Below are 18,618 nucleotides of genomic sequence, written 5' to 3' on the forward strand. Positions count from 1 at the left end.
CCGCCTCGCCACATGCTCGCAGGAACGCTCCGTAACTCGCCACCCTCCTCGCGGGTGTCCGCGCTCTGTGCTGGCCGTGAATTCAACGACCGCCTCTACCCCTCGGGCGCCGCCGGGTGCGCCGGCCCGGCGGGCGCGCGGCGCTGGGCGCGCCTCGCCCGGAGCCGCGCGACGCGCCCCTGCACGTCGTCGGCCAGCACGTAGAACGCCGGCACGACGAGCAGGCTGAGCGCCGTCGAGACGATGAGGCCGCCGATGACCGCCGCGGCCATCGGGGCCCGGATCTCGGCGCCGGGGCCGAGCGCCAGCGCCGCGGGGACCGCGGCCATCAGCGTCGCCGTCGACGTCATCAGGATCGGGCGCAGCCGCACTGGCCCGGCGCGGAGCATCGCGGCGCGGGCGTCCATCACCTCCCCCTCCCCCTTGCCGTGCCCGCCGCGCACCTCGATCGCGTGATCCACCAGGATGATCGAGTTCTTCTTCACGATCCCCATGAGCAGCAGGATCCCGATCATGCTGAAGATGTTCAGCGTGTGCCCGGACAGGAGCAGCGCGAAGGCGGCGCCGGCGATCGACAGCGGGAGGATCGTCAGCACCGTGACCGGGTGGAGGAACGAGTTGAACTGGGACGCCAGGACCATGTACGCGACGAGGATCCCGAGCACGAGCGCGAAGATGAGCCCGCCCATCGACTCGCGGAACGTCACGCTCGCGCCGCCGAGCACGAGGCGGTAGCCGGGCGGCAGGTCGCGCCCGAGCTCCTCGACGCGCGCGACCGCCTCGCCCTGCGAGTGCCCCGGCGCGACGTTGCCGAAGATCGAGATCGCGCGCTCGCGGTCGCGGCGCGTGATCGCCTGCAGCGCCGGGAGCTCCTCGTAGCTCACGACCGACGTCAGCGGGACCAGCGCCCCCGACGCGCTCCTCACCTGGATGCGCGCGAGGTCCTCCGGCCGGCTCCGCTGCTCCGCGAGCAGGCGCGCGCGCACGTCGATGCGGCGCCCGTTGTCGTTGAACTTGGCGATGCGCCCGCCGCCGACGAGCGTGTTCAGCGTCGTCGCGATCGCCTCCACGCTCACGCCGAGGTCCGCCGCGCGCGCCCGGTCGGGCGCGATGCGCAGCTCGGGCATGCCGAGCTGGTAGTCCGTGTCGAGGTCCACGACGAGCCCGCTCTGGGCGAGCTCGGCCCGGATGCGCTCGCTGTGCTTCGTGAGCTCCCCCCAGTCCGGGCCGCGGACCGAGAACTCGACAGGGAACCCGCGCTGCGCCGTGAAGCCCGACTGCGACAGGTCCTGCACCACGGCGCGCAGCCCGGGGTAGCCGTTCAGCTCCTTGCGGAGCGCGCCCTGGAGCTCGGCCTGCGTCATCGTCCGCTCGTCCGTCGACTTCATGGTGATGAACAGGACGCCCGTGTTCACCGCGCCCCCGCCGAAGCCGCCGACGACGGCGAAGACCCGCTCCACCGCCGGGTGCTCGCCCACGAACGTCTCGGCGCGCCGGAAGAGCCGATCCGTCTCGTCGATGTCCGATCCGACCGCCGTCTGCAGCCGGACGAGCAGCCGCCCCTGGTCCTGCGACGGGACGAACTCGGTCGGCAGCCGCTGCATGATGGCGACCGCGCCGGCGAACAGCAGCGCGCCGAGCAGCACGACGACGAGCGGGAACCGGAGCGCGCGCGCGAGCGTCCAGCCGTAGGCGCGGGCGAGCCGCTCGAAGCCGCGGTCGACGATCTGCCCGACGCGGCTCCTGCCCTCGCGCGAGACGTCGAGGATCTGCGCGCAGCGCGCGGGCGCGAGGGTGATCGCCTCCAGGTACGAGAGGAGCACGGCGATGCACAGGGTCACGCCGAACTGGAGGAAGAACCGGCCGACCACCCCCTCCATGAAGATGATCGGGATGAAGATCGCGACGACCGCGAGCGTCGCGGCGAGCGCCGCGAAGGTGATCTCGGCGGTGCCCTCGCGGGCGGCCCGGACGCGGTCCTTGCCCCCCTCGGCGTGCCGGTAGATGTTCTCGAGCACCATGATCGCGTCGTCGACGACGATGCCCACGGCGAGCGAGAGCCCGAGCAGCGTGAAGGTGTTCAGCGTGAACCCGAGGAAGTAGATCGCCGCGACCGTGCCGAGCAGCGACATCGGGATCGCAAGGACCACGTTGAGCGTGCTCGAGAGCGACCCGAGGAACATCCAGCAGACGAGGGCCGTGAGCACGATGGCCATGCCGAGCTCGAGCTCGATCTCGTGCACCGACTCCTCGATGAACTTCGTCGAGTCGAAGTTCACCCCGACCTCCATCCCCTCGGGCAGCGTCTTCTGGACCTCGGCGAGCGCGGCCCGGACACCCTTGGCGACCTCGACCGCGTTCGAGCCGCGCTGCTTCCTCACGCCGAGGCCCTGCGCTGGCTGGCCGTTCACGCGGGCGAGCCGGCGCACGTCCTCGAAGCCGTCCTCGATGAGGGCGACGTCCTCCAGGTACACGGTGGCGCGCGCCGACGACGGCGGGCCCGCCGCGCCCGCCTGGCCGGCCGCCGCCGCGCCCGGCTGCGCGGCGCCCGGGGCCGCCGCGCCGTTCTGCGCGGCGCCGCCGGCGTCGCCCTTGCGGACGACGATCTTCCGGAAGGTCTCGAGGTCGAGCGCCTCCCCCAGGACGCGCACGTTCACCTCGCGCCCCTCGGTCTCGAGGCGGCCGGCGGGGAGCTCGATGTGCTGCCGGCGCAGGGCCTCGGTCACATCGGCGACGGTGAGCCCCTTCGAGGCGAGGCGGTCGGCGTCGATCCAGATGCGGACGTTGCGCTCGAGGTAGCCGCCGAGGGTCAGCTCGCCGACGCCGGGCACCGTCTGGAGCTTCTCCTTCAGCCGGTAGCGCGCGATGTCGGCGATGAGCTGGGGCGAGAACGGGCCGGACAGCCCGACCCACATGATCGGCTGGTCCTCCGGGTTCGTCTTGGAGACGACGGGCGGGTCGAGGTCGAGCGGCAGGTTCCGCTGCGCCTGGGAGATCTTCGTCTGCACGTCCTGGAGCGCGACGTCGACGTCGCGCGACAGGTCGAGCTCGATGGTGACCGACGCGCTGCCCTGGCGCGACGTCGACGTGATCGACCGGATGCCCTCGACCTGCACGGCCGCCTCCTCGAGCGGCTCGACGACGTCGTGCTCCATGATCTCGGGGGCGGCGCCCTCGAGCGTGGCGGAGATGGTGATGGTGGGGAAGTCGACGTCGGGGAACTGGCTGATGCCGATCCGCGACACGGCCACGAGGCCGAAGACGATGGTCGCCGCCATGAGCATCCAGGCGAAGACCGGCTTCCTGAGGCACGCTTCGGTGAGGCTCATGGCGCGCTCCGCGTCGAGCTGGCGGGAGAGGTGGTCGGCGTCGAGCCGGCGGGCGGCGTTGGGGCCGGCGCGCCCGCGGGCGTCGTCGGCGCCGAGCCGGCGAGCGGCGTGGGGGCCGGCGCGCCGGCGGGCGCCGTCGGCGCCGAGCCGGCCGGCGTCGCCGGCGCCGAGCCGGCGGGCGCTGTCGGCGGCGGCGCGCCGGCGCCTTCCCCGGCGTGCCCCGCGGGCTGGCCTCCGGGCGCGCTCCCGGGCGGCGCAATGCGGACCTGCGCCCCCTCGCGCAGCGCCTCCGCGCCGCGCACGACCAGGCGCTCGCCCGCGGAGAGCCCCGCCTTGACCTCGACGCGCCCGTCCGGCGTGCGCAGCCCCAGCGAGAGCACGCGCTCGCGCGCGGTGGTGCCGTCGACGACGTAGGCGAGGAACCCGCGCTCGCTCGGCCGCACCGCGGTGAGCGGGATGACGGGCGCGTCGCCGCTCGCGCCGACGGGCACGGTCACCTCGGTGAACGTGCCGGGGCGGAGCAGCTCCTTGCCCTCGCCCTGCACCTCGCCGGTCGCGGCGACCATGCGCGTCGCGGGGTCGGCCGCGTCGGCGACGTGCGTCAGCTTCGCGCTGTAGGTGCGCGCGTCGCCCTTCACCTGGAAGCGCGCCTCCATGCCGGGGCGGACGCGCGGGGCGTCGGCGGCGGGGAGCTGGAAGCGGAGCAGGAGCGGATCGCGGCGCAGGAGCGTCGCGAGCACGGTGCCGACCGCCACGTGCTGGCCGGTCTGCACGGTGCGCGTCTGGATCTTCCCCTCGATGGGCGCGCGCACGTACGCGTCGCGCAGGTTCAGGAGCGCCTGGTCGACGGCGACCTTCGCCTCGGCGACCTGCGCGGCGGTGGTCGCCGCCCGCGAGCGCCACGACGCGATGTCCTCCTTGCTGAACACCCCCTCGGCGCCCTCGGCCTCGCGCCGCTCGAGCCCGGACGCGGCCTCGGCCTGCGTGGCGTTCATCCTGTCGAGCGTCGCGCGGGCCGCGCGGACGGCGAGGTTGTACCGGGCCGGATCGATCTCGACGAGCACCTGCCCCGCCTTGACCTCGTCGCCTTCCATGAACCGCACGGCCTCGACGACGCCGGCGACGCGCGCGGTGAGCTGCACCTGCTCGAACGCCTCGACCGTGCCGACGGCGGGGATGGCGTACTCGACGCGCTCGGCCGCGACGGTCACGACCTCGACGGGGAAGCTCATCCCCTGCTTCCCCCCGGGTCTCCGCCCCTGCTCGGGAGAGGCCTCCTCGCCCTTCTTGCAGGCCGGAGATCCAAGGACGAGGAGCGCCGCCACGAGGGCGAGCGCGGCGACGCGGATCGGTTGGAGCGCCATCGAGTTCGAGGCTTAGCGCAACTTCCGGACGAGCGCGCGTGCTTCGCGGGGGTGGCGGGCGGCGTCACGCGGGCCACAGCCGCGCTACGGAGGGGCGCGCCGCCTCGGAGGGGCGCCGCCTCGGCGGGGCGCCACCTCGGAGGGACGCCGCCTCGGAGGGGCGCCGCGCTTCAGCCGAGCAGAGGGCTCTCGGGGATCTTCGCGGGCGCGTTCTCGGGTTTCGCCGCGTCGCGGGCGGCCTTGGCGCGGCGCGCGGCGGCGCGGCGGCGAGCGCGCTGGCGAGCGCCTTCGCCTCGGGCGACACCGTGGAGCCGGGCAGCGCGGGAGCTGGAAATGAGCACGGCGCACCCGCTCCTCCAGACCGCGACCCACGTCACCTTCGACGCCCCAGCCGCAGAGCGCCTGGCGCAGCTCGGCGCGACCAGCATCGTGCATGCACACGAGCACCTCGTCATCGGGCCGAGCCGCCCGGTCCCCGCCGAGCATGTCCAGGCGCGTGAAGCGTGGTTTGCTGCATGCGAACATTGCTCGGACAGCGACGAAGACGGCGAGACATGGGATCAGCTCTACTCGCCCCATCTCCGATGGCCCCCCCATTGTTCTGTGGGCGACAAGCAGCCTCGATGATCGGGTAAATCTCTGGAGGATCTGTAGCTATTTGCGGGACCTGGGGATCCAGCGCAGCGACATCCTCTGCTTCTTTCCGCGGAGGACCACGGGCGGGTCCCTGGGTCTCAGCCGGCATGACCAACTGATTCTCTCCGTCCTGTCCGCAGAGGAGAGGCAGACTCCAGTGAAGGTGATCTGCAACAAATCGCAGCTCGGGGTGGACTTGCGGGATCTCGTCTCCTGCACAGGGGACCTGTTCCTGGGAGACCGTCTTGCCCGATGGGCAAAGCACGACCTGAGCGCCGCGGTGGAGGATGCTCCTGGCCCGAAGCCGCCTGACTACCCGCTGCTCTCGAGGGTCTACCGCCTCACCGAGCGTGGGCTCCGGCTCCGGGACACGGGGCTCGATCGGCTCACGGACGCGCCACGCCTGCCCGTCGCCGGGACCGACGCGTACGCACCGTCCGCCCCCTGGGTGCTGCTCGATGATGGACGGCTCGCCCGGCTGCAAGGCCCAGGGTCATGCTCCGGAGAGATGAGCTTCGAGATGCCCCGCGGAGCTAGTTGCAGGGAGGGCAGTCCCCGCCGCAGTCCGCGTCTTCCTCTTCCCCGTTCCGCCGGCCGTCGCTGCACGTGCGCGGCTGGCACTTGCCAGCGAAGCAAACGCTGCTCTCGCAGTTCTCGTCCCCCACGCACTTGTACCAGTCTCCGCATGGGTAGCAGCCGTAGCCGCAATCCACGTCGGTCTCGTTTCCATTCTGCACCCGATCGAGGCACCGGTCCACCGAGCACACCCCGTCAGGCCCGCACACGCCCGTGATGCAGTCGTACTTGCTATTGCACGGCTGGGTTATCCTGCAGCGATCGCAGTGACCGCCGCAGTCGACAGCCGTCTCGCCGATGTCGGCGTCGAGCGCGCCGTTGTCGCACCTCAGGGGGATGCACTTGCCGTCAGAGGAACAAAGAAGCTCCTCGTCCGCGCAGTCAGCGTCGTACAGGCACTCGACCACCCTCCCATAGCCATCGCAGAACCCGGAGCCAGAAGGCGCGGGAGAGGGCGGCACGAACTTGTTGCGTGGCCCTGTCGGCTCGCACACGTCGTCCGTGCACGGGTTGCCATCGTCCCACACGTCGTCCGGGTCGCGCTCGAGGACGCGCTGCCCGTCGTCGCACAGGACGATCTCGCAGTCGCCTCGGTACTGGCTCCTCGATACCTCGACGAGCTCGAGCTCGCAGGCCCCTTGGACGCAGGCCATCTGCCCGCACCTCGGGTCCACGTTATAGGGCAGCTCACAGTCCGCCGTGGTCCTGCACTCCGGCGGCGGCTCGTAGGGCGGCGGCGGCGGGCTGTCCGAGCAAGCGAGCCAGAGCGACGCGACAGCGAGCGCCACGAGAGCGGTGGCGAGACTTCTCCTTCGATTCATAGCCCCTCAGGTCCGATGTCCAGCCCGTCGATGTAGAGCGGGCACGTGACGCAGTGGCCGCCGCAATCGACGCCTGCCTCGTCGCCGTTCATGACGCCATCGTCACAGGTCGCCGCGCCGCACACGCCATCCGCGCACACGCGGCTCTTGCAGGCTTCGTGTGAATTGCACCTCTTGCCAGGATCGCAGGCAGGGCACGACGGCGCGCCGCAGTCGACGTCCGTCTCCGCGCCGTTCCGCACGCCGTCGTGGCACGTGGGGAGCGCGCATTTCTCCTCCTCGGTGCAGACCCGATCGAGACAGTCCTCCGGGATCAGGCACGCCTGCCCTGCGGGGCAGGGCTCGCAGGAGCCCCCGCAGTCGGTCGCCGTCTCTCCGAAAGGGGCGTCGAAATCCCCGTCCACGCACCACTGCGGAACGCACAGGCCATGCTGCGAGCACGCCACGGAGGACGGATTGCCGCAATCCTCGTCCGTCAGGCACTCGACCAGGTTCCCCTCGCCGTCGCAGCGCCCCGAGCTCTCGGTGGCTCTCCCCGCCGGCGTCGGCTGATGGACGCCGACCCCGTAGGCGCACGCGTCGACCGTACACTCGTTGCCGTCGTTGAAGACGTCGCCGTCGTCAAGCTCGGCGACCACCCGCCCTGACGGGTCGCACCGGAGGGTCGTGCAGTCGCCGTGCCGCTGGTTCTGCAGCTGCTCCAGCAGGGCCAGCCTGCAGACGCCGGCGACGCATACGGCCTTGCCGCACCGGGCATCCACGGGCCCGCGGCAATCCCGGGTCGCCTCGCACGCGGTGGCCTCGCACTCGCCCACAGGCCGGCACGCCCGCTCGCAGCGATCCCCTTCCTCCTCCTCCACGCCGGGCGCGCAGCAGCTCTGCTCCTCGGGATCAGAGCACAGGCAGCGCCCCTCCACACACTCCGTGCCGGTCCGCTCGGGCAGGCAGTCCTCCGTGGACTCGCACGGAGGCTCCTGCTCCACATCGATGTACGCGTCACCGCTGCAAGCCGCCCAGAGGACACCCGCCAGGAGCACCGCGCAGGAGGCGCTCAGGTGCCGCTTCCACATGCGCGCCACGATACCAGGCCTGCTCGCCGTGGGGATCTCGGAGATCCGTGGCTGGCGTCAAATAACGCACGCAGATCACATTACGTTGACCACTCTCAAATTCTCTACCCGAGTGGACTGCCACTCAAAAGAACACGTAGACAGCACAGCTCCCGGGAGCGCGCCGGTGCGCGGTCGGGCGCTACCACGCGAAGGAGAGCGCCGCGCCGGGGGCCGTCCCGACGGCGCCCACGCCGACCTTCGCCTCCGGCGCGAGCAGGAACCCCGCGGCCACGGCGCCGCCGGCCGCCAGGCCGGCCCCGATGAAGGCGCCCGCGGACAGGGCCGTGAAGGTCCTGGCCCGCCCGTCGGCCTCGGCATACGCGTCGCAGGCCGGGAGCCCCGGCCGGCAACGGAAGACCTCCCAGCGCGCCCGGACGAAGGCGGCGTCCCGCTCGCCGGCCGCGTCGTTGGCCTCCGCGACGGAGACGCCCCCGACGACGGCGAGCGCGGCCGACGCGGCCGCAAGGCCGCCCACGGTCCACCACCGCAGCGCCGGGTCGCGCGCGGGCCGAGGTTGCGCCGCGGCCGGCTTGCCCGTCGGGGGACGTGCGGCCGCCTCGGCTTCAGCGCGCCGGAGCACGAGCCAGACGGTCCGCTCGCCGCCCGCGTCGACGGCGACGGGCTCCTCGACCCGCTGCCCGGCGCGCTGCGCGCCAACGCGGTGCTGGCCCGGCGCCACGTACACGGGGCGCGGGAGCGGCGAGGCGCCGACCTGCCGGCCGTCCACGAGCACCGCGGCGCCGGCCTCGCTCACGCGCACCTCGAGCGCCCCGACGTGCCGCCGCGCCTCCGCGAAGTTGGCTCGCGCCAGCTCGTAGCCCTCCTTGAAGCCCGGCGGGACCCAGATCCTTGGCGCCTCGGGGGTGCCGACCATGTCGAAGTAGATGGACAGGAACTCCGCCGCCATCGGGAACTCGCGCAACCGGAACGACAGCATCCCCACGCGGAACGCGTCGGAGGCGCTCCTCGTGAGCCGCCACAGCGTCAGGTGGATGTCGCGGGCGTCCGCGATTCGCCCCTGGTCCACGAGCCGCTTCGCCTCGTCGAGCATCTCCTGCTCCGGCCCGGTCGGCGGCGGGCGCCGCGGGAGCGGCTCTGCCCGCGCCGGCGCCGCGCACGAGAGGAGCAGCAGGACTGCGGTGATCGGGCTCAACAGCGGGCGTCGCATGGTCTTGTCTCCCGGGACGTCGTCTCGCGCCACGAGGGCGCCCTGCGCGGCGCTCGGAGCCCGGCGTTCCCCGGGCTCGGGCAGAACCCATGGATCGCGAGCGCTCGCCCGTGCGATCTCTCACCCTCGATGGCCTCCCTTATCAGAGATCGCCGCACGGTTGCGCTCGGAACACGCGATCACAAGGATTCACGTCACGAGACTCAACGCATTACGTCGAGACAACCGCGATTCTCAGGCTCGTGGGTGAATGATGCCGATTCACGGGTCGACGATGGGAGCCCCGCCTTGGCGGTTCCCGAAGCACCGCGCCTTGGTGGTGCGGTACTTTGGCCAAACGTGCGGGACTCGGGGAACCGCCAAGGCGCCAAGGACGCCAAGAAACCTCAATAATTTGGCGCCCTTGGCGTCCTTGGCGTCTTGGCGGTTCGATCCTCTGCGGCCTCTCTGCGGTACGTACCGCACCACCCGCGCCTTCGGCCAGAGTACCGCATCACCCGGACGTGCACGGTGGCGCCCACACCGGAGAGACGGCCACACCAGGGCCGCGCGCGTCGCGATGCTGTCCGGGTGACCGCCGCCCCTGTCCGGGCAGCCCGACCGCGTCCGGGTGGCCGATGCCCCTGTCCAGGCAGCCCGATCGCGTCCGGGTGGGCGCTCCCGCACCTGGGTTGCGCCTCCGCCCCGCCTCCGACCCCTGCCCGATCGAGCCCCCGCGCCCCTGGGCCGGGCCTCAGCGCTCGCGCTGGGGCCGTGCCGCATCTACCATCGGGACATGCGCCCCACCGTCCTCCTCTGGGATATCGACGGCACCCTGCTCTCCACCGGCGGCGCAGGCCGGCGCGCCATGGAACGCGCGTTCGCCCGGTACGCCGGCCGGGGCGACGCGTGCGAGGCGTTCTCGTTCGCCGGCATGACCGACCGCGCGATCATCCGGGCGGGGCTCGAGGCGGTCGGGCGCGAGGTCACCGAGCCCGCGATCGACGCGCTCCTCGCGATCTACGTCGAGCTGCTCGCGGAGGAGGTGGCGCTCGCCGGCGACACCCGGGTCCACCACGGCGTCCTCGAGGCGCTCGACGCCGCCGCCCGGCGGGCGCGGTGCGCCGTCGGCCTCGGCACGGGGAACGTCCGGGCGGGCGCGCAGGCGAAGCTCACGCGCGTCGGCATCTACGAGCGGTTCGCGTTCGGCGGCTTCGGCTGCGACCACGAGCGCCGCGACGAGCTCCTGCGCATCGGCGCGGCGCGCGGCGCGGCGCGGCTCGAGGCGCGGCTCGAGGCGTGCCGCGTCGTCGTCATCGGCGACACGCCAAAGGACATCGCCGCCGCCCAGGCGATCGGCGCCGAGTCGATCGCCGTGGCCACCGGCACCTACGCCCTCGCGGAGCTGGAGGCCTGCGCCCCGACGTACAGCTTCAGCGACCTCCGGGCGAAGGGCGCGCTCGAGGCGCTGCTCGGCTAGTACCTTAGTACCTCGGGTCAGCAGTCCTGCCGGCGCCCTGCCTCGCGAGCAGAGAGAGATTCAACGCAAAGGCGCAAAGACGCAAAGATACAAAGACAAAATTTATTGTCTTTTTGCGCCTTTGCGCCTTTGCGCCTTTGCGCCTTTGCGCCTTTGCGTTGAATTCTCTCCGGCTCCCTGGTGCGTGGGCTAGCGCGAGCACATCTCGATCAGCATCGTCTCCAGCACCGCCTGCGCCGGGCGGCGGCTGCTCTTCAGCGCGAGGTCGGTCTCGGCGAGCGTGCGCATCCAGCCGGCGAGCGCGCCCTTCGGGAGCTGGCGGACGGACTGCGCGACGTCGTTCGCCTTGAACGGCGCCACGCCAGCGCGCTGCGCCGCCTCGGCCTGGCTCGCGCCCGCGGCGAGCGCCGACTCGAACTTCACCATCTGGCGCACCGACCACGAGACCGCCCCGAGCAGGCGCAGCCCGCCGTCGCGCGGGTCGTACGCGTCGGCGAGCGCCGCGAGCGCGCGATCGAGGCGGCGCCGCCCGAGCGCGTCGATGAGCTCCCAGACCGTGCTCTGCCGGATGCGGATCACCACCTGCGCGATCGCGTCCTCGGTGATCGGCTGCTTCGGGCCGACGTACAGCGAGAGCCGCTCGATGGCGTCGACGACGTACCCGAGCTCGGGACCGGCGAGCTCGGCGAGCTGCTCGGCCACGTCGCCCGAGATCGGGTTTCCCTTCTCCCGGGCCATCGACGTGATGAAGCCGGGGAGCGCGCGGCGGTTCAGCGGATCGCACGCGACGAGGAAGTCCCCCTTCTTCGCGGCGGTGACGATCCGGCGCTGGCCGTGGAGCTTCGGCGCGACGAGGACGAGGACCGCGCTCGGCGAGGGCGCCTTCGCGTACTCCGCGAGCGCGTCGAGCGGGCTCAGTTGCTTCGACGCGCTCCGTTTACCGCCCGCGCTGCCGCGCGCCTCTTCCGCGTCCCCGTCGCCGTCGTCGGCGTCGTCCTTCTTCTCCCAGCGCTCGACGCCGCGGACGAGCACGAAGCGGCGCGGGCCCATCATCGGGAGCATGCGGGCGGCGCCGAGGATCGACTCGATGGACGCGTCGCCCGCGGTGAACTTGTCCTCGTTGAAGCCGGCGATGCCGCCCTTGGCCGCCGCTTCCCGGATCGCGCTCACCACGCGATCGACCAGCCAGCGCTCCTCGCCGAGCACGAGGTAGACCGGGCGGAGCGCGCCGGTGGCCGCTTCCTTCAAGGCTTGATCGGGCGTCACGCCTCCGGCATCGGGCGTTCAGGCGGGTGCGTCAAGGGCGACGCGATCGCGCCCGGCCGACGAGCCCGACCTCCCGTCACGGCAGCGAGAACGGGACGTCCACGCGCACGTTCGCGCCCGGCGGCGCGATCTCGACCGGCGGGAGCGCGGCGACGAGGCAGGCGGTGACCTCGGGGCGCGCCGTCTCGCGGTCCTCGATGAGGCCGCGCGCGATCTGCCGGCCGCGCGCGTCGAAGGTGATGTTGAAGAGGTACTTCACCGTGCGCGGCTCCGGCTGCGCCGCGATCGCCGGCCTGTAGCAGCGCTCGACGAGCGCCGGCCGGTGCGCGTCGAGCGCGCGCGCCGCCTGCTTCGCCACCTCGTCGCGCGGCACGCTCGGCGCGGCCCTCGGCGCCGGCGCGGCCGCGCGCTCCGCGGCCCCGGCGGAGGCCCCCGGCCCGGCCTGGATCGCGGCCGTCCCGTGGACGGGGCGCGCGTCCGGGGCGACGGCGGCCGGGCCGTGGCGGAGGCCGAGGTAGACCGCGGCGGAGATCATGGCGCTGCCGAGGAGGATCGCGGTGGGGGTCGAGAGCTGCCTGGCCATGCTGGGCGTTCCTGCGGAGCGCGGGGCGTCCCCGCGGAGCGCGGGGCGCTCCCGCGGAGCACGGGAGGGCGCCGCGCCCGCGCCGGTCGACCGCCGTCGCTGCTTAGCCGGAATGCACGCCGGCGGCGAGGCGCCGCCACATCCAGCGCGGCGCCCCTCCCCTGCACCCGCCGCGGCGCCCCTCCCCTGCACCCGCCGCGCGGCGCCCCTGCACCCGCCGCGGCGCCCCTTGCCTCGACCCCCGCCCGCCCCGCGGCGACGCCGCGGTCGTTTGACAGGTGCGCGCCCCGCCGCTCTGATGCCGCGCCGTGTGGTCCGTCCTGCTCGTATTCGCCGCGACCTACGTTCTCATCGCAGCGCGGCGCCTGTCGATCCTGCCGATCGGGCGCCCGGCCGGCGCGCTCGCCGGCGCGTGCGCCATGGTCCTCCTCAGCACGCTCGACCCCGGCGCCGGCCTGACCCCGCACGAGGCGTTCGCGGCCGTCGAGCCGAACACGATCGGCCTCCTGCTCGGCATGATGCTGCTCTCGGCGTCGCTCGATCTGGCCGGGGTGTTCGAGCACGCCGCCGCGTGGGTCGCGCGGCGGAACCTGTCGCCGGTCCGCCTGCTCTACCTCGTCACGCTCGGCTCCGGGCTCGCCTCCGCGGCGCTGCTGAACGACTCCGTCTGCGTGATGCTCGCGCCGCTCGTCGACCGGACCGCCCGGCGCGCGGGGCTCGATCGCGTGCCGTACCTGCTCGCGCTCGCGATGGGCGCCAACGCCGGCAGCGCGCTCACGCTCGCCGGCAACCCGCAGAACATGCTCGTCGGCCACCTCTCCGGCATCTCGTACCGCGCGTACCTGCTGGAGGCAGGCCCGGCCGCGCTCGTCGGCCTCGCCGTCACGGCCGTGACGCTGCACCTCCTGCTCCGCCGCCGGATCGCCGCGCCCGCGCCCGCGTCCGCGATCTCGCCGGCGTCCGCGCTCTCCCCCGCGCCCGCGCTCTCCCCCGCACCCGCGCTCTCCCCCGCACCCGCGCCCTCCCTCGCGCCCGCGCCCGCGCCGCCGGGCGCGCGGCCGAGCGCCATCGTGCCGCTCGCCTGCCTCGCCGTGGTCTCCGTCCTCTTCGTGCTCGGCGCGAACCTCGCGTGGACGGCGATCGGCGGCGCGACAGCGGCCATCCTTCTCCACCGCCGCGACGCGAACGGCCTGTTCGACAGGGTCTCGTGGACGGTGCTCGTGTTCTTCGGCGCCCTCTTCATCGTGGTGGCGGGACTGCAGAAGACCGGCATGCCCGAGCAGGCGCTGCGCGCGGCAAGCCCCTTCCTGCCCGCGGGGCCGACGATGGGCATCCTCGGGCTCAGCCTCGCGATGCTGGTCGGGTGTCAGATCGTCTCGAACGTCCCCTTCATCCTGCTCGCGGAGTCGTACATCCAGAGCCAGCCCGATCCGCACCTCGCCTGGATCGCGACGGCCCTCGTCTCCACGCTCGCGGGCAACTTCACGCTGCTCGGGTCGGTCGCGAACATCATCGTCGTCGAGACCGTGGGCGCCGAGCGCGAGATCGGCTTTCGCTCCTACGCCCTCGTGGGGGTCCCGGTGACGCTCGCCTCGATCGCCGCCGCGCTCCTCTGCCTCCTCGTCCTGCGCTGAGCCGGGCCGCTACCTGCGCAGCCGGGCCGCTGCCGCGGGCCAGACGCACCGTGTCGATCAGAGCTGCGCCTGCTCGCGCTCGCAGCGGCGGTCATGCCGCGCCGCGGCGCGGGCGAGCTGCCACCGCCGCGTCGGCCGGCGCCGCCCGTCGATCCACGCGTGGACCACGGTGATCCCAACGGCAGCACAGAAAACAGGGCCGACGGCGAGCATCACGAGAGGTCGCAGGGCCCGATGGACGACGCGCTGATTCATGTGGCTGACCATACGATCGCCGGCGTTGCCGGGGTAGCGCGCTGCGTCGAAGTCACGTCGAATTCATCGACCAGCGTGCTGAGCTCGGTGTCATTGCAGAATGGGAGACGGAAAAATCTTGTATTGCTGTATCCGCGTGTCTACACATGCCCTGGCCGACCTCGGCCATCTTCGCCCGCGGCACGCGGCTCCGCGCGGCAAGCATGCTCTCGGAGGCGCGCCCGAACGTCCGATCTCCTGCGCAGCGACGCGCGAGCCGCTGTCACCCATCTCCTGGAGAGGCCCCTTTCATGGCGCACGATCTTTCGAACCGAGTCGCCCTCGTCACCGGCGCTTCCCGCGGCCTCGGCGCGGCCATCGCGCGCAAGCTCGCGGGGGCCGGCGCGCGGGTAGCGGTCAATTACTTCGGCGGCCGCGAGGGGGCGGCGCGGGTGGTCGAGGACATCCGCCGGGCCGGCGGCGAGGCCGAGGCGTTCCAGGCCGACGTGCGCGACGAGCGGGACGTCGCCCGCCTCGTCGACGAGGTGCGGGCGCGCCTCGGCGCCATCGAGGTGCTCGTGCTCAACGCGACGGGCCCGCAGCCGTACGTGAAGCTCGAGGAGCTGACCTGGCGGCACTGCCTCGACCAGCTCGAGTTCTTCGTGAAGAGCCCGGTCCTCCTCGCGCAGGCGGTGGTCCCCGGGATGAAGGAGCGCCGCGCCGGGCGGATCATCCAGATCGGCTCCGAGGTGTTCGAGCAGGGCGTCCCCGAGTTCTCGAGCTACGTCTCGGCCAAGGGCGCGCAGCTCGGCCTCACGCGGTCGTGGGCGCAGGAGCTCGGCCCGTGGGGGATCACGGTCAACCTCGTCGCGCCGGGATGGATCCCTGTCGAGCGCCACGCGAGCGAGGGCCTCACCGACGCCCACAAGCAGTCCTACGCGTCGGGAAACCCGCTCCGGCGCATGGGCGCGCCGGACGAGATCGGCGATGCTGTGGTGTTCCTCGCGTCCGACGCCGCCGGGTTCATCACGGGCCAGAAGCTGTCCGTGAACGGCGGCAGGACGCTGGCCTGAGCTTCGCTCGGCGGCGGCTCGGGCCGGCGACGCCGAGCGCGCCCGCCGGCCGCGGGGCGCCGCCGGGGGCGCCCGCGATCGCCGGGCCATGGCTCGTCCGCGTCCGGAGGTGCACGGAGGGAACGGTGGTCGCCGCGGAAACGCTCCTGCCGACCGACGTCACGTCGGGGTGCGCGGGCGCGTCGCCGCAGCGCCGCTGCTCCTCGCGGAGCGCCGGCGCACGCGCAGGGCAGCGAGCCCCCCGACGAGGACGAGCCACGTGGGTGTCCCCTGGGCCCCGGCCGTCATCTGGCAATGCCAGCGAACGCCGTCTCCGCCTGAAGGGCCGCCGCCAGCGCCGCTCTGCGTGCCGGGCTCACCGCCGCCACCCCCTTCGCCCGTCCCGCCTGCGCTCGTGGTGCTGCCGCCGGCGCCGCTCGCATCACCGCCGCTGCCGCCGGCGCCGCTCGCATCACCGCCGCTGCCGCCGGCGCCGCTCGCGTCACCGCCGCTGCCGCCGGCGCCGCTCGCGTCACCGCCGCTGCCGCCAGCGCCGCTCGCGTCACCGCCGCTGCCGCCAGCGCCGCTCGCGTCACCGCCGCTGCCGCCGGCGCCACCCTCTCCACCTGCGCCCGGCAAGCACACGCCGGCCTGGCACACCCCGCTGCCCGGACGCTGCCCAGGAACATAGAGGTCCACGAGGGAGGACGGGTAGAACGCACTGCCGAGGTCACCGCCTATCATCAGGACGCGTCCGTCATCCAGCCGCGCCGCCACGTGACCGGCGAGCGGGATGTCCATCGCAGGCCCCGGCGACCAGAGGTCCGTCGCCGGATCGTAAAGCTCGGCCGTGTAATCGAGCGAATACGGCCCATCCAGATTGCCCGCCACGAGCACCCTGCCGTCGGCAAGGAGCACGGCTTGGCCGTAACCCCGCCGCCGGGCGGCAATCTCTGCCGCTGGCGTCCAGGTGTCGCTCGCCGGATCGTAGAGCTCGGCTGTCGTGAGGACCATGCCGTCACGGCTGCCCCCCACGACGAGCACCCTGCCGTCCTGGAGCAGCCTCGCCGTGTGCCCCGCGCGCGCCGAGCTCATCGAAGCCACGGGCGTCCAGGTGTCGGCAGCCGGGTCATACGCCTCGGCGCTCGTCGGGTCGTCGCCGCCGCCCGTGACGAGCACTCTGCCGTCCTGGAGCAGCGTCGCCGTGTGACTGAATCGCCGCACGGTCGCGGGCGCGACCGAGGTCCAGGCGTCCGCGGCGGGATCATACACCTCCACGGATCCGGCGTTGCCCCCCATGACGAGCACCCTGCCGTCCTGGAGCAGCGTCGCCGAGCCGAGCTGGTGAGCCCCGAGCATGGCCGCGGCCCCCTCCCATTCGCCCGTGGCCGGGTTGAACCGGTCCACGCGATCGTGGCTGTTCACGAGGACCGTGCCGTCCTGCAGCGGCGTGGCGTGGAGGGTGAAGCTCGACCGCACCTGTGGCGTTCCCTCGATGAGCTGCCATCGGTCCGTGCTCGGGTCGTAGCGCACCGCCCTCAAGGGCGCGGCGGAGCTGTTCTCCACCCCGACGGCCAGCACCGTGCCGTCCTCCAGCAACGTGGCCGCGAGCACGTCCTTCACCTCGTTCGGCAACCTCGCCGCGGGCTGCCAGGCATCCGGCGTCCCCGCGACGTCGCAGCGCGCGCCGTCCGGCTTTTCGGGCGCGGGCCCCGAGCACCCGAGCTCGGGATCGCAGGCGGGAGGCTCGTGACAGCCGTCCGGCGGCTGGCAGCTCGCCGGGCTCGCTCCGACGCAGGCGCCGCCCTGGCACGTGCTCGTCGCGGAGCACACCTCGGCGTCGTCGCACGGGGTTCCGTCGGGCGCGGCGGCGCCGCCGGCGCAGGTGCCCGCCTCGCAGACGCCTCCCACGATGCACGCGTCGGCGTCGTCACACGGCGTGCCCGAGAGCGGCGTGCAGGCGCCGTCCTTCGTGGCCCCCGCCGAGGCCGCGCACGCGTCGCACGGACCGGCACAGGCCGCATCGCAGCAGACCGAATCCGCGCAGAAGCCGCTCGCGCAGTCGCCGCCGGCCTCGCAGGCCGCGCCGAGCGGCGCGCGCTCGTGGAAGAGCAACGCGGAGGCCGTCGGGACCGGCGCGTCGGCGCGCGAGCCGGCCGCGACCAGCCCGCCAGCGATCAGCACGCTGCCGTCGTCGAGGGTCGTCGACGTGTGATGCGCGCGCGCCATCGTCTCCGGCGCTCCCACGTCGAGGGCCCCCCAGGCAGCCCTCGCCGGATCATAGAGCTCCAGCGCGGCGCTGAACTCGCTGTAGCGCGACACGTTCACGAGCTGGCCATTTTCGTCCTCGGCCCCGCAGACGTACGACACCATCCCGCCTGTCAGGAGGACGCTTCCGCTGGGGAGCAGCGAGACGCCCACGCCCCTGTCGAAGTACCCGTCCGGGACGCAGTCAGGATAGGGGTCGTACAAGGGCTCATGCCCCTGGATCGCTATCCATAGATCGGCGTCGTGGAGGTAAAGCTGCGAGGGGTGCGGGGCCTCGAGCTCGAATCCGCCCACGAAGAGGACGTCGCCGCTGGCGAGCCGCGTCGCGCGGTACACCCTGGACCAGAGGACGGGCGCGGAGGTCGGTGTCCAGGAATCGGTCTCCGGATCGTAGATGTTGCCGCGGCCGTTGCCCGCCGCGAGCACACGGCCGTCCGGGAGCGGCGTCGCGCTCGTGGCGGCCACGCCGCTCAGCGATCGGATGGGACGCCAGGTGCCCGTGGGGGCATCATAGATGCTGCCCGCGATGGAGCCCGACGTGTGGCCGAGCATCATCAGCTTGCCGCTCGGGAGGAGCACGGCGTGGGGCGCCGTGAGCGCCGGCGTCAGGGGAGCCGCCGCGCTCCACAGATCGAGATCCGGGGAGTAGACCTCCACGTTCTCGCCGTCCGTCACGAGAGCGAGCCCGTCCGGCAGGACGGCCGTCGCGGCGGCCTCGCGGAGCGGGCTGCGCAGCGGCGCTGCGGGCGCCCACGTCTTGCTCGCCGGGTCGTAGAGCTCGACCTCCCGGAGGAGCACGGTTCTGTCGCCGCCGTGGCCTCCCGCCACGAGCACCCGGCCATCCTGGAGCAACGTGGCCGTATGCCCGCTCCGCGGGGTGATCAACGGAGGCAAGCTCTCCCAGGACGGCGTTCCGGCGGCCCAGACCTCTCCCGCCGACAGCATCACCACGGCGCAGGCCAGGGCACCCCCCAGCAACCAGCTCGATCGCATCTCGTTCCTCCTCTCCGCCGCCGTCTGATGCCTCCGGGGCACGGATTGTTCAGCCCCTGGAGCGCCGGCGGCGCGAGCGCCGAGGACCGACTCGCCCGCCGCGCGCCGCGCCCTGGCGGCGAG

The 18,618-nt window shown here is 73.1% G+C and carries 13 protein-coding genes; 4 read left to right on the plus strand and 9 right to left on the minus strand.

From position 1 onward, the window contains the following. Window positions 1-95: 95 nt before the first annotated feature. The 5 genes from WMF24_RS28990 to WMF24_RS29010 all read right to left on the minus strand — a co-directional run bounded on the left by WMF24_RS28990 (window position 96) and on the right by WMF24_RS29010 (window position 9,006). Window positions 96-3,329 carry an efflux RND transporter permease subunit gene (locus tag WMF24_RS28990; protein ID WP_437730652.1) on the minus strand — a complete coding sequence of 1,078 codons (3,234 nt, stop codon included), beginning with the start codon at window positions 3,327-3,329 and terminating at the stop codon, window positions 96-98. Continuing rightward, the gene (locus tag WMF24_RS28995) at window positions 3,326-4,693 is read right to left on the minus strand and encodes an efflux RND transporter periplasmic adaptor subunit (protein WP_437730653.1); all 1,368 of its coding nucleotides are present in this window, start codon (window positions 4,691-4,693) and stop codon (window positions 3,326-3,328) included. The genes WMF24_RS28990 and WMF24_RS28995 overlap by 4 nt, the downstream gene beginning before the upstream one ends. A 1,169-nt stretch (window positions 4,694-5,862) precedes the next feature. Then, window positions 5,863-6,693 carry a hypothetical protein gene (locus WMF24_RS29000; RefSeq protein ID WP_437730654.1) on the minus strand — a complete coding sequence of 277 codons (831 nt, stop codon included), beginning with the start codon at window positions 6,691-6,693 and terminating at the stop codon, window positions 5,863-5,865. Between the two features lie 29 nt (window positions 6,694-6,722). Continuing rightward, window positions 6,723-7,796 (minus strand): hypothetical protein, encoded by a 1,074-nt coding sequence (locus WMF24_RS29005; RefSeq protein WP_437730655.1) that lies wholly within the window; start codon window positions 7,794-7,796, stop codon window positions 6,723-6,725. Between the two features lie 181 nt (window positions 7,797-7,977). Continuing rightward, window positions 7,978-9,006: a hypothetical protein gene (locus WMF24_RS29010; RefSeq protein WP_437730656.1), complete on the minus strand. Its 1,029-nt coding sequence runs from the start codon at window positions 9,004-9,006 to the stop codon at window positions 7,978-7,980. Between the two features lie 775 nt (window positions 9,007-9,781). Here WMF24_RS29010 and WMF24_RS29015 point away from each other — a divergent pair. Continuing rightward, entirely contained in the window at window positions 9,782-10,465 is a 684-nt protein-coding gene (locus WMF24_RS29015; protein WP_437730657.1) for an HAD family hydrolase, read from the plus strand. 189 nt (window positions 10,466-10,654) lie between these two features. On the opposite strand, the gene holA is transcribed toward WMF24_RS29015, so the two are convergent. Beyond that, a complete protein-coding gene (gene holA, locus WMF24_RS29020) occupies window positions 10,655-11,731 on the minus strand; it encodes a DNA polymerase III subunit delta (protein ID WP_437730658.1) in 1,077 nt (358 codons plus the stop codon). A 76-nt stretch (window positions 11,732-11,807) separates the two neighbouring features. Then, window positions 11,808-12,314, minus strand: a complete 507-nt coding sequence (locus WMF24_RS29025) for a hypothetical protein (protein WP_437730659.1) — start codon at window positions 12,312-12,314, stop codon at window positions 11,808-11,810. A gap of 308 nt (window positions 12,315-12,622) precedes the next feature. Here WMF24_RS29025 and WMF24_RS29030 point away from each other — a divergent pair, with 308 nt between their 5' ends. After that, window positions 12,623-13,948 (plus strand): SLC13 family permease, encoded by a 1,326-nt coding sequence (locus WMF24_RS29030; protein WP_437730660.1) that lies wholly within the window; start codon window positions 12,623-12,625, stop codon window positions 13,946-13,948. A gap of 57 nt (window positions 13,949-14,005) precedes the next feature. Here the strand turns inward: WMF24_RS29030 and WMF24_RS29035 are convergent, their stop codons facing one another. Further along, window positions 14,006-14,203, minus strand: a complete 198-nt coding sequence (locus tag WMF24_RS29035; protein WP_437730661.1) for a hypothetical protein — start codon at window positions 14,201-14,203, stop codon at window positions 14,006-14,008. Window positions 14,204-14,493: 290 nt separating this feature from the next. Here WMF24_RS29035 and WMF24_RS29040 point away from each other — a divergent pair, with 290 nt between their 5' ends. After that, window positions 14,494-15,255 carry an SDR family oxidoreductase gene (locus WMF24_RS29040; protein ID WP_437730662.1) on the plus strand — a complete coding sequence of 254 codons (762 nt, stop codon included), beginning with the start codon at window positions 14,494-14,496 and terminating at the stop codon, window positions 15,253-15,255. Window positions 15,256-15,414: 159 nt separating this feature from the next. Here WMF24_RS29040 and WMF24_RS29045 read toward each other — a convergent pair whose 3' ends face one another. Then, on the minus strand, window positions 15,415-18,396 hold the full coding sequence (locus WMF24_RS29045; RefSeq protein ID WP_437738870.1) for a kelch repeat-containing protein: 2,982 nt from the start codon (window positions 18,394-18,396) through the stop codon (window positions 15,415-15,417). Between WMF24_RS29045 and WMF24_RS29050 the strand changes: the two genes are divergently transcribed. After that, window positions 18,356-18,523: a hypothetical protein gene (locus tag WMF24_RS29050; RefSeq protein ID WP_437738955.1), complete on the plus strand. Its 168-nt coding sequence runs from the start codon at window positions 18,356-18,358 to the stop codon at window positions 18,521-18,523. The genes WMF24_RS29045 and WMF24_RS29050 overlap by 41 nt on opposite strands. Window positions 18,524-18,618 lie beyond the last annotated feature (95 nt).

It is taken from the genome of Sorangium sp. So ce1335, from assembly GCF_051521615.1.
In the GTDB taxonomy this organism is placed as follows: Bacteria; Myxococcota_A; Polyangia; order Polyangiales; family Polyangiaceae; genus Sorangium.

Excerpts from the sequence above, each read along its gene's own strand:
- WMF24_RS28990 (WP_437730652.1), bottom strand. The coding sequence starts at position 3,329 with ATGAGCCTCACCGAAGCGTGCCTCAGGAAGCCGGTCTTCGCCTGGATG.
- WMF24_RS28995 (WP_437730653.1), bottom strand. The coding sequence starts at position 4,693 with ATGGCGCTCCAACCGATCCGCGTCGCCGCGCTCGCCCTCGTGGCGGCG.
- WMF24_RS29005 (WP_437730655.1), bottom strand. The coding sequence starts at position 7,796 with ATGTGGAAGCGGCACCTGAGCGCCTCCTGCGCGGTGCTCCTGGCGGGT.
- WMF24_RS29010 (WP_437730656.1), bottom strand. The coding sequence starts at position 9,006 with ATGCGACGCCCGCTGTTGAGCCCGATCACCGCAGTCCTGCTGCTCCTC.
- WMF24_RS29015 (WP_437730657.1), top strand. The coding sequence starts at position 9,782 with ATGCGCCCCACCGTCCTCCTCTGGGATATCGACGGCACCCTGCTCTCC.
- WMF24_RS29025 (WP_437730659.1), bottom strand. The coding sequence starts at position 12,314 with ATGGCCAGGCAGCTCTCGACCCCCACCGCGATCCTCCTCGGCAGCGCC.
- WMF24_RS29035 (WP_437730661.1), bottom strand. The coding sequence starts at position 14,203 with ATGAATCAGCGCGTCGTCCATCGGGCCCTGCGACCTCTCGTGATGCTC.
- WMF24_RS29040 (WP_437730662.1), top strand. The coding sequence starts at position 14,494 with ATGGCGCACGATCTTTCGAACCGAGTCGCCCTCGTCACCGGCGCTTCC.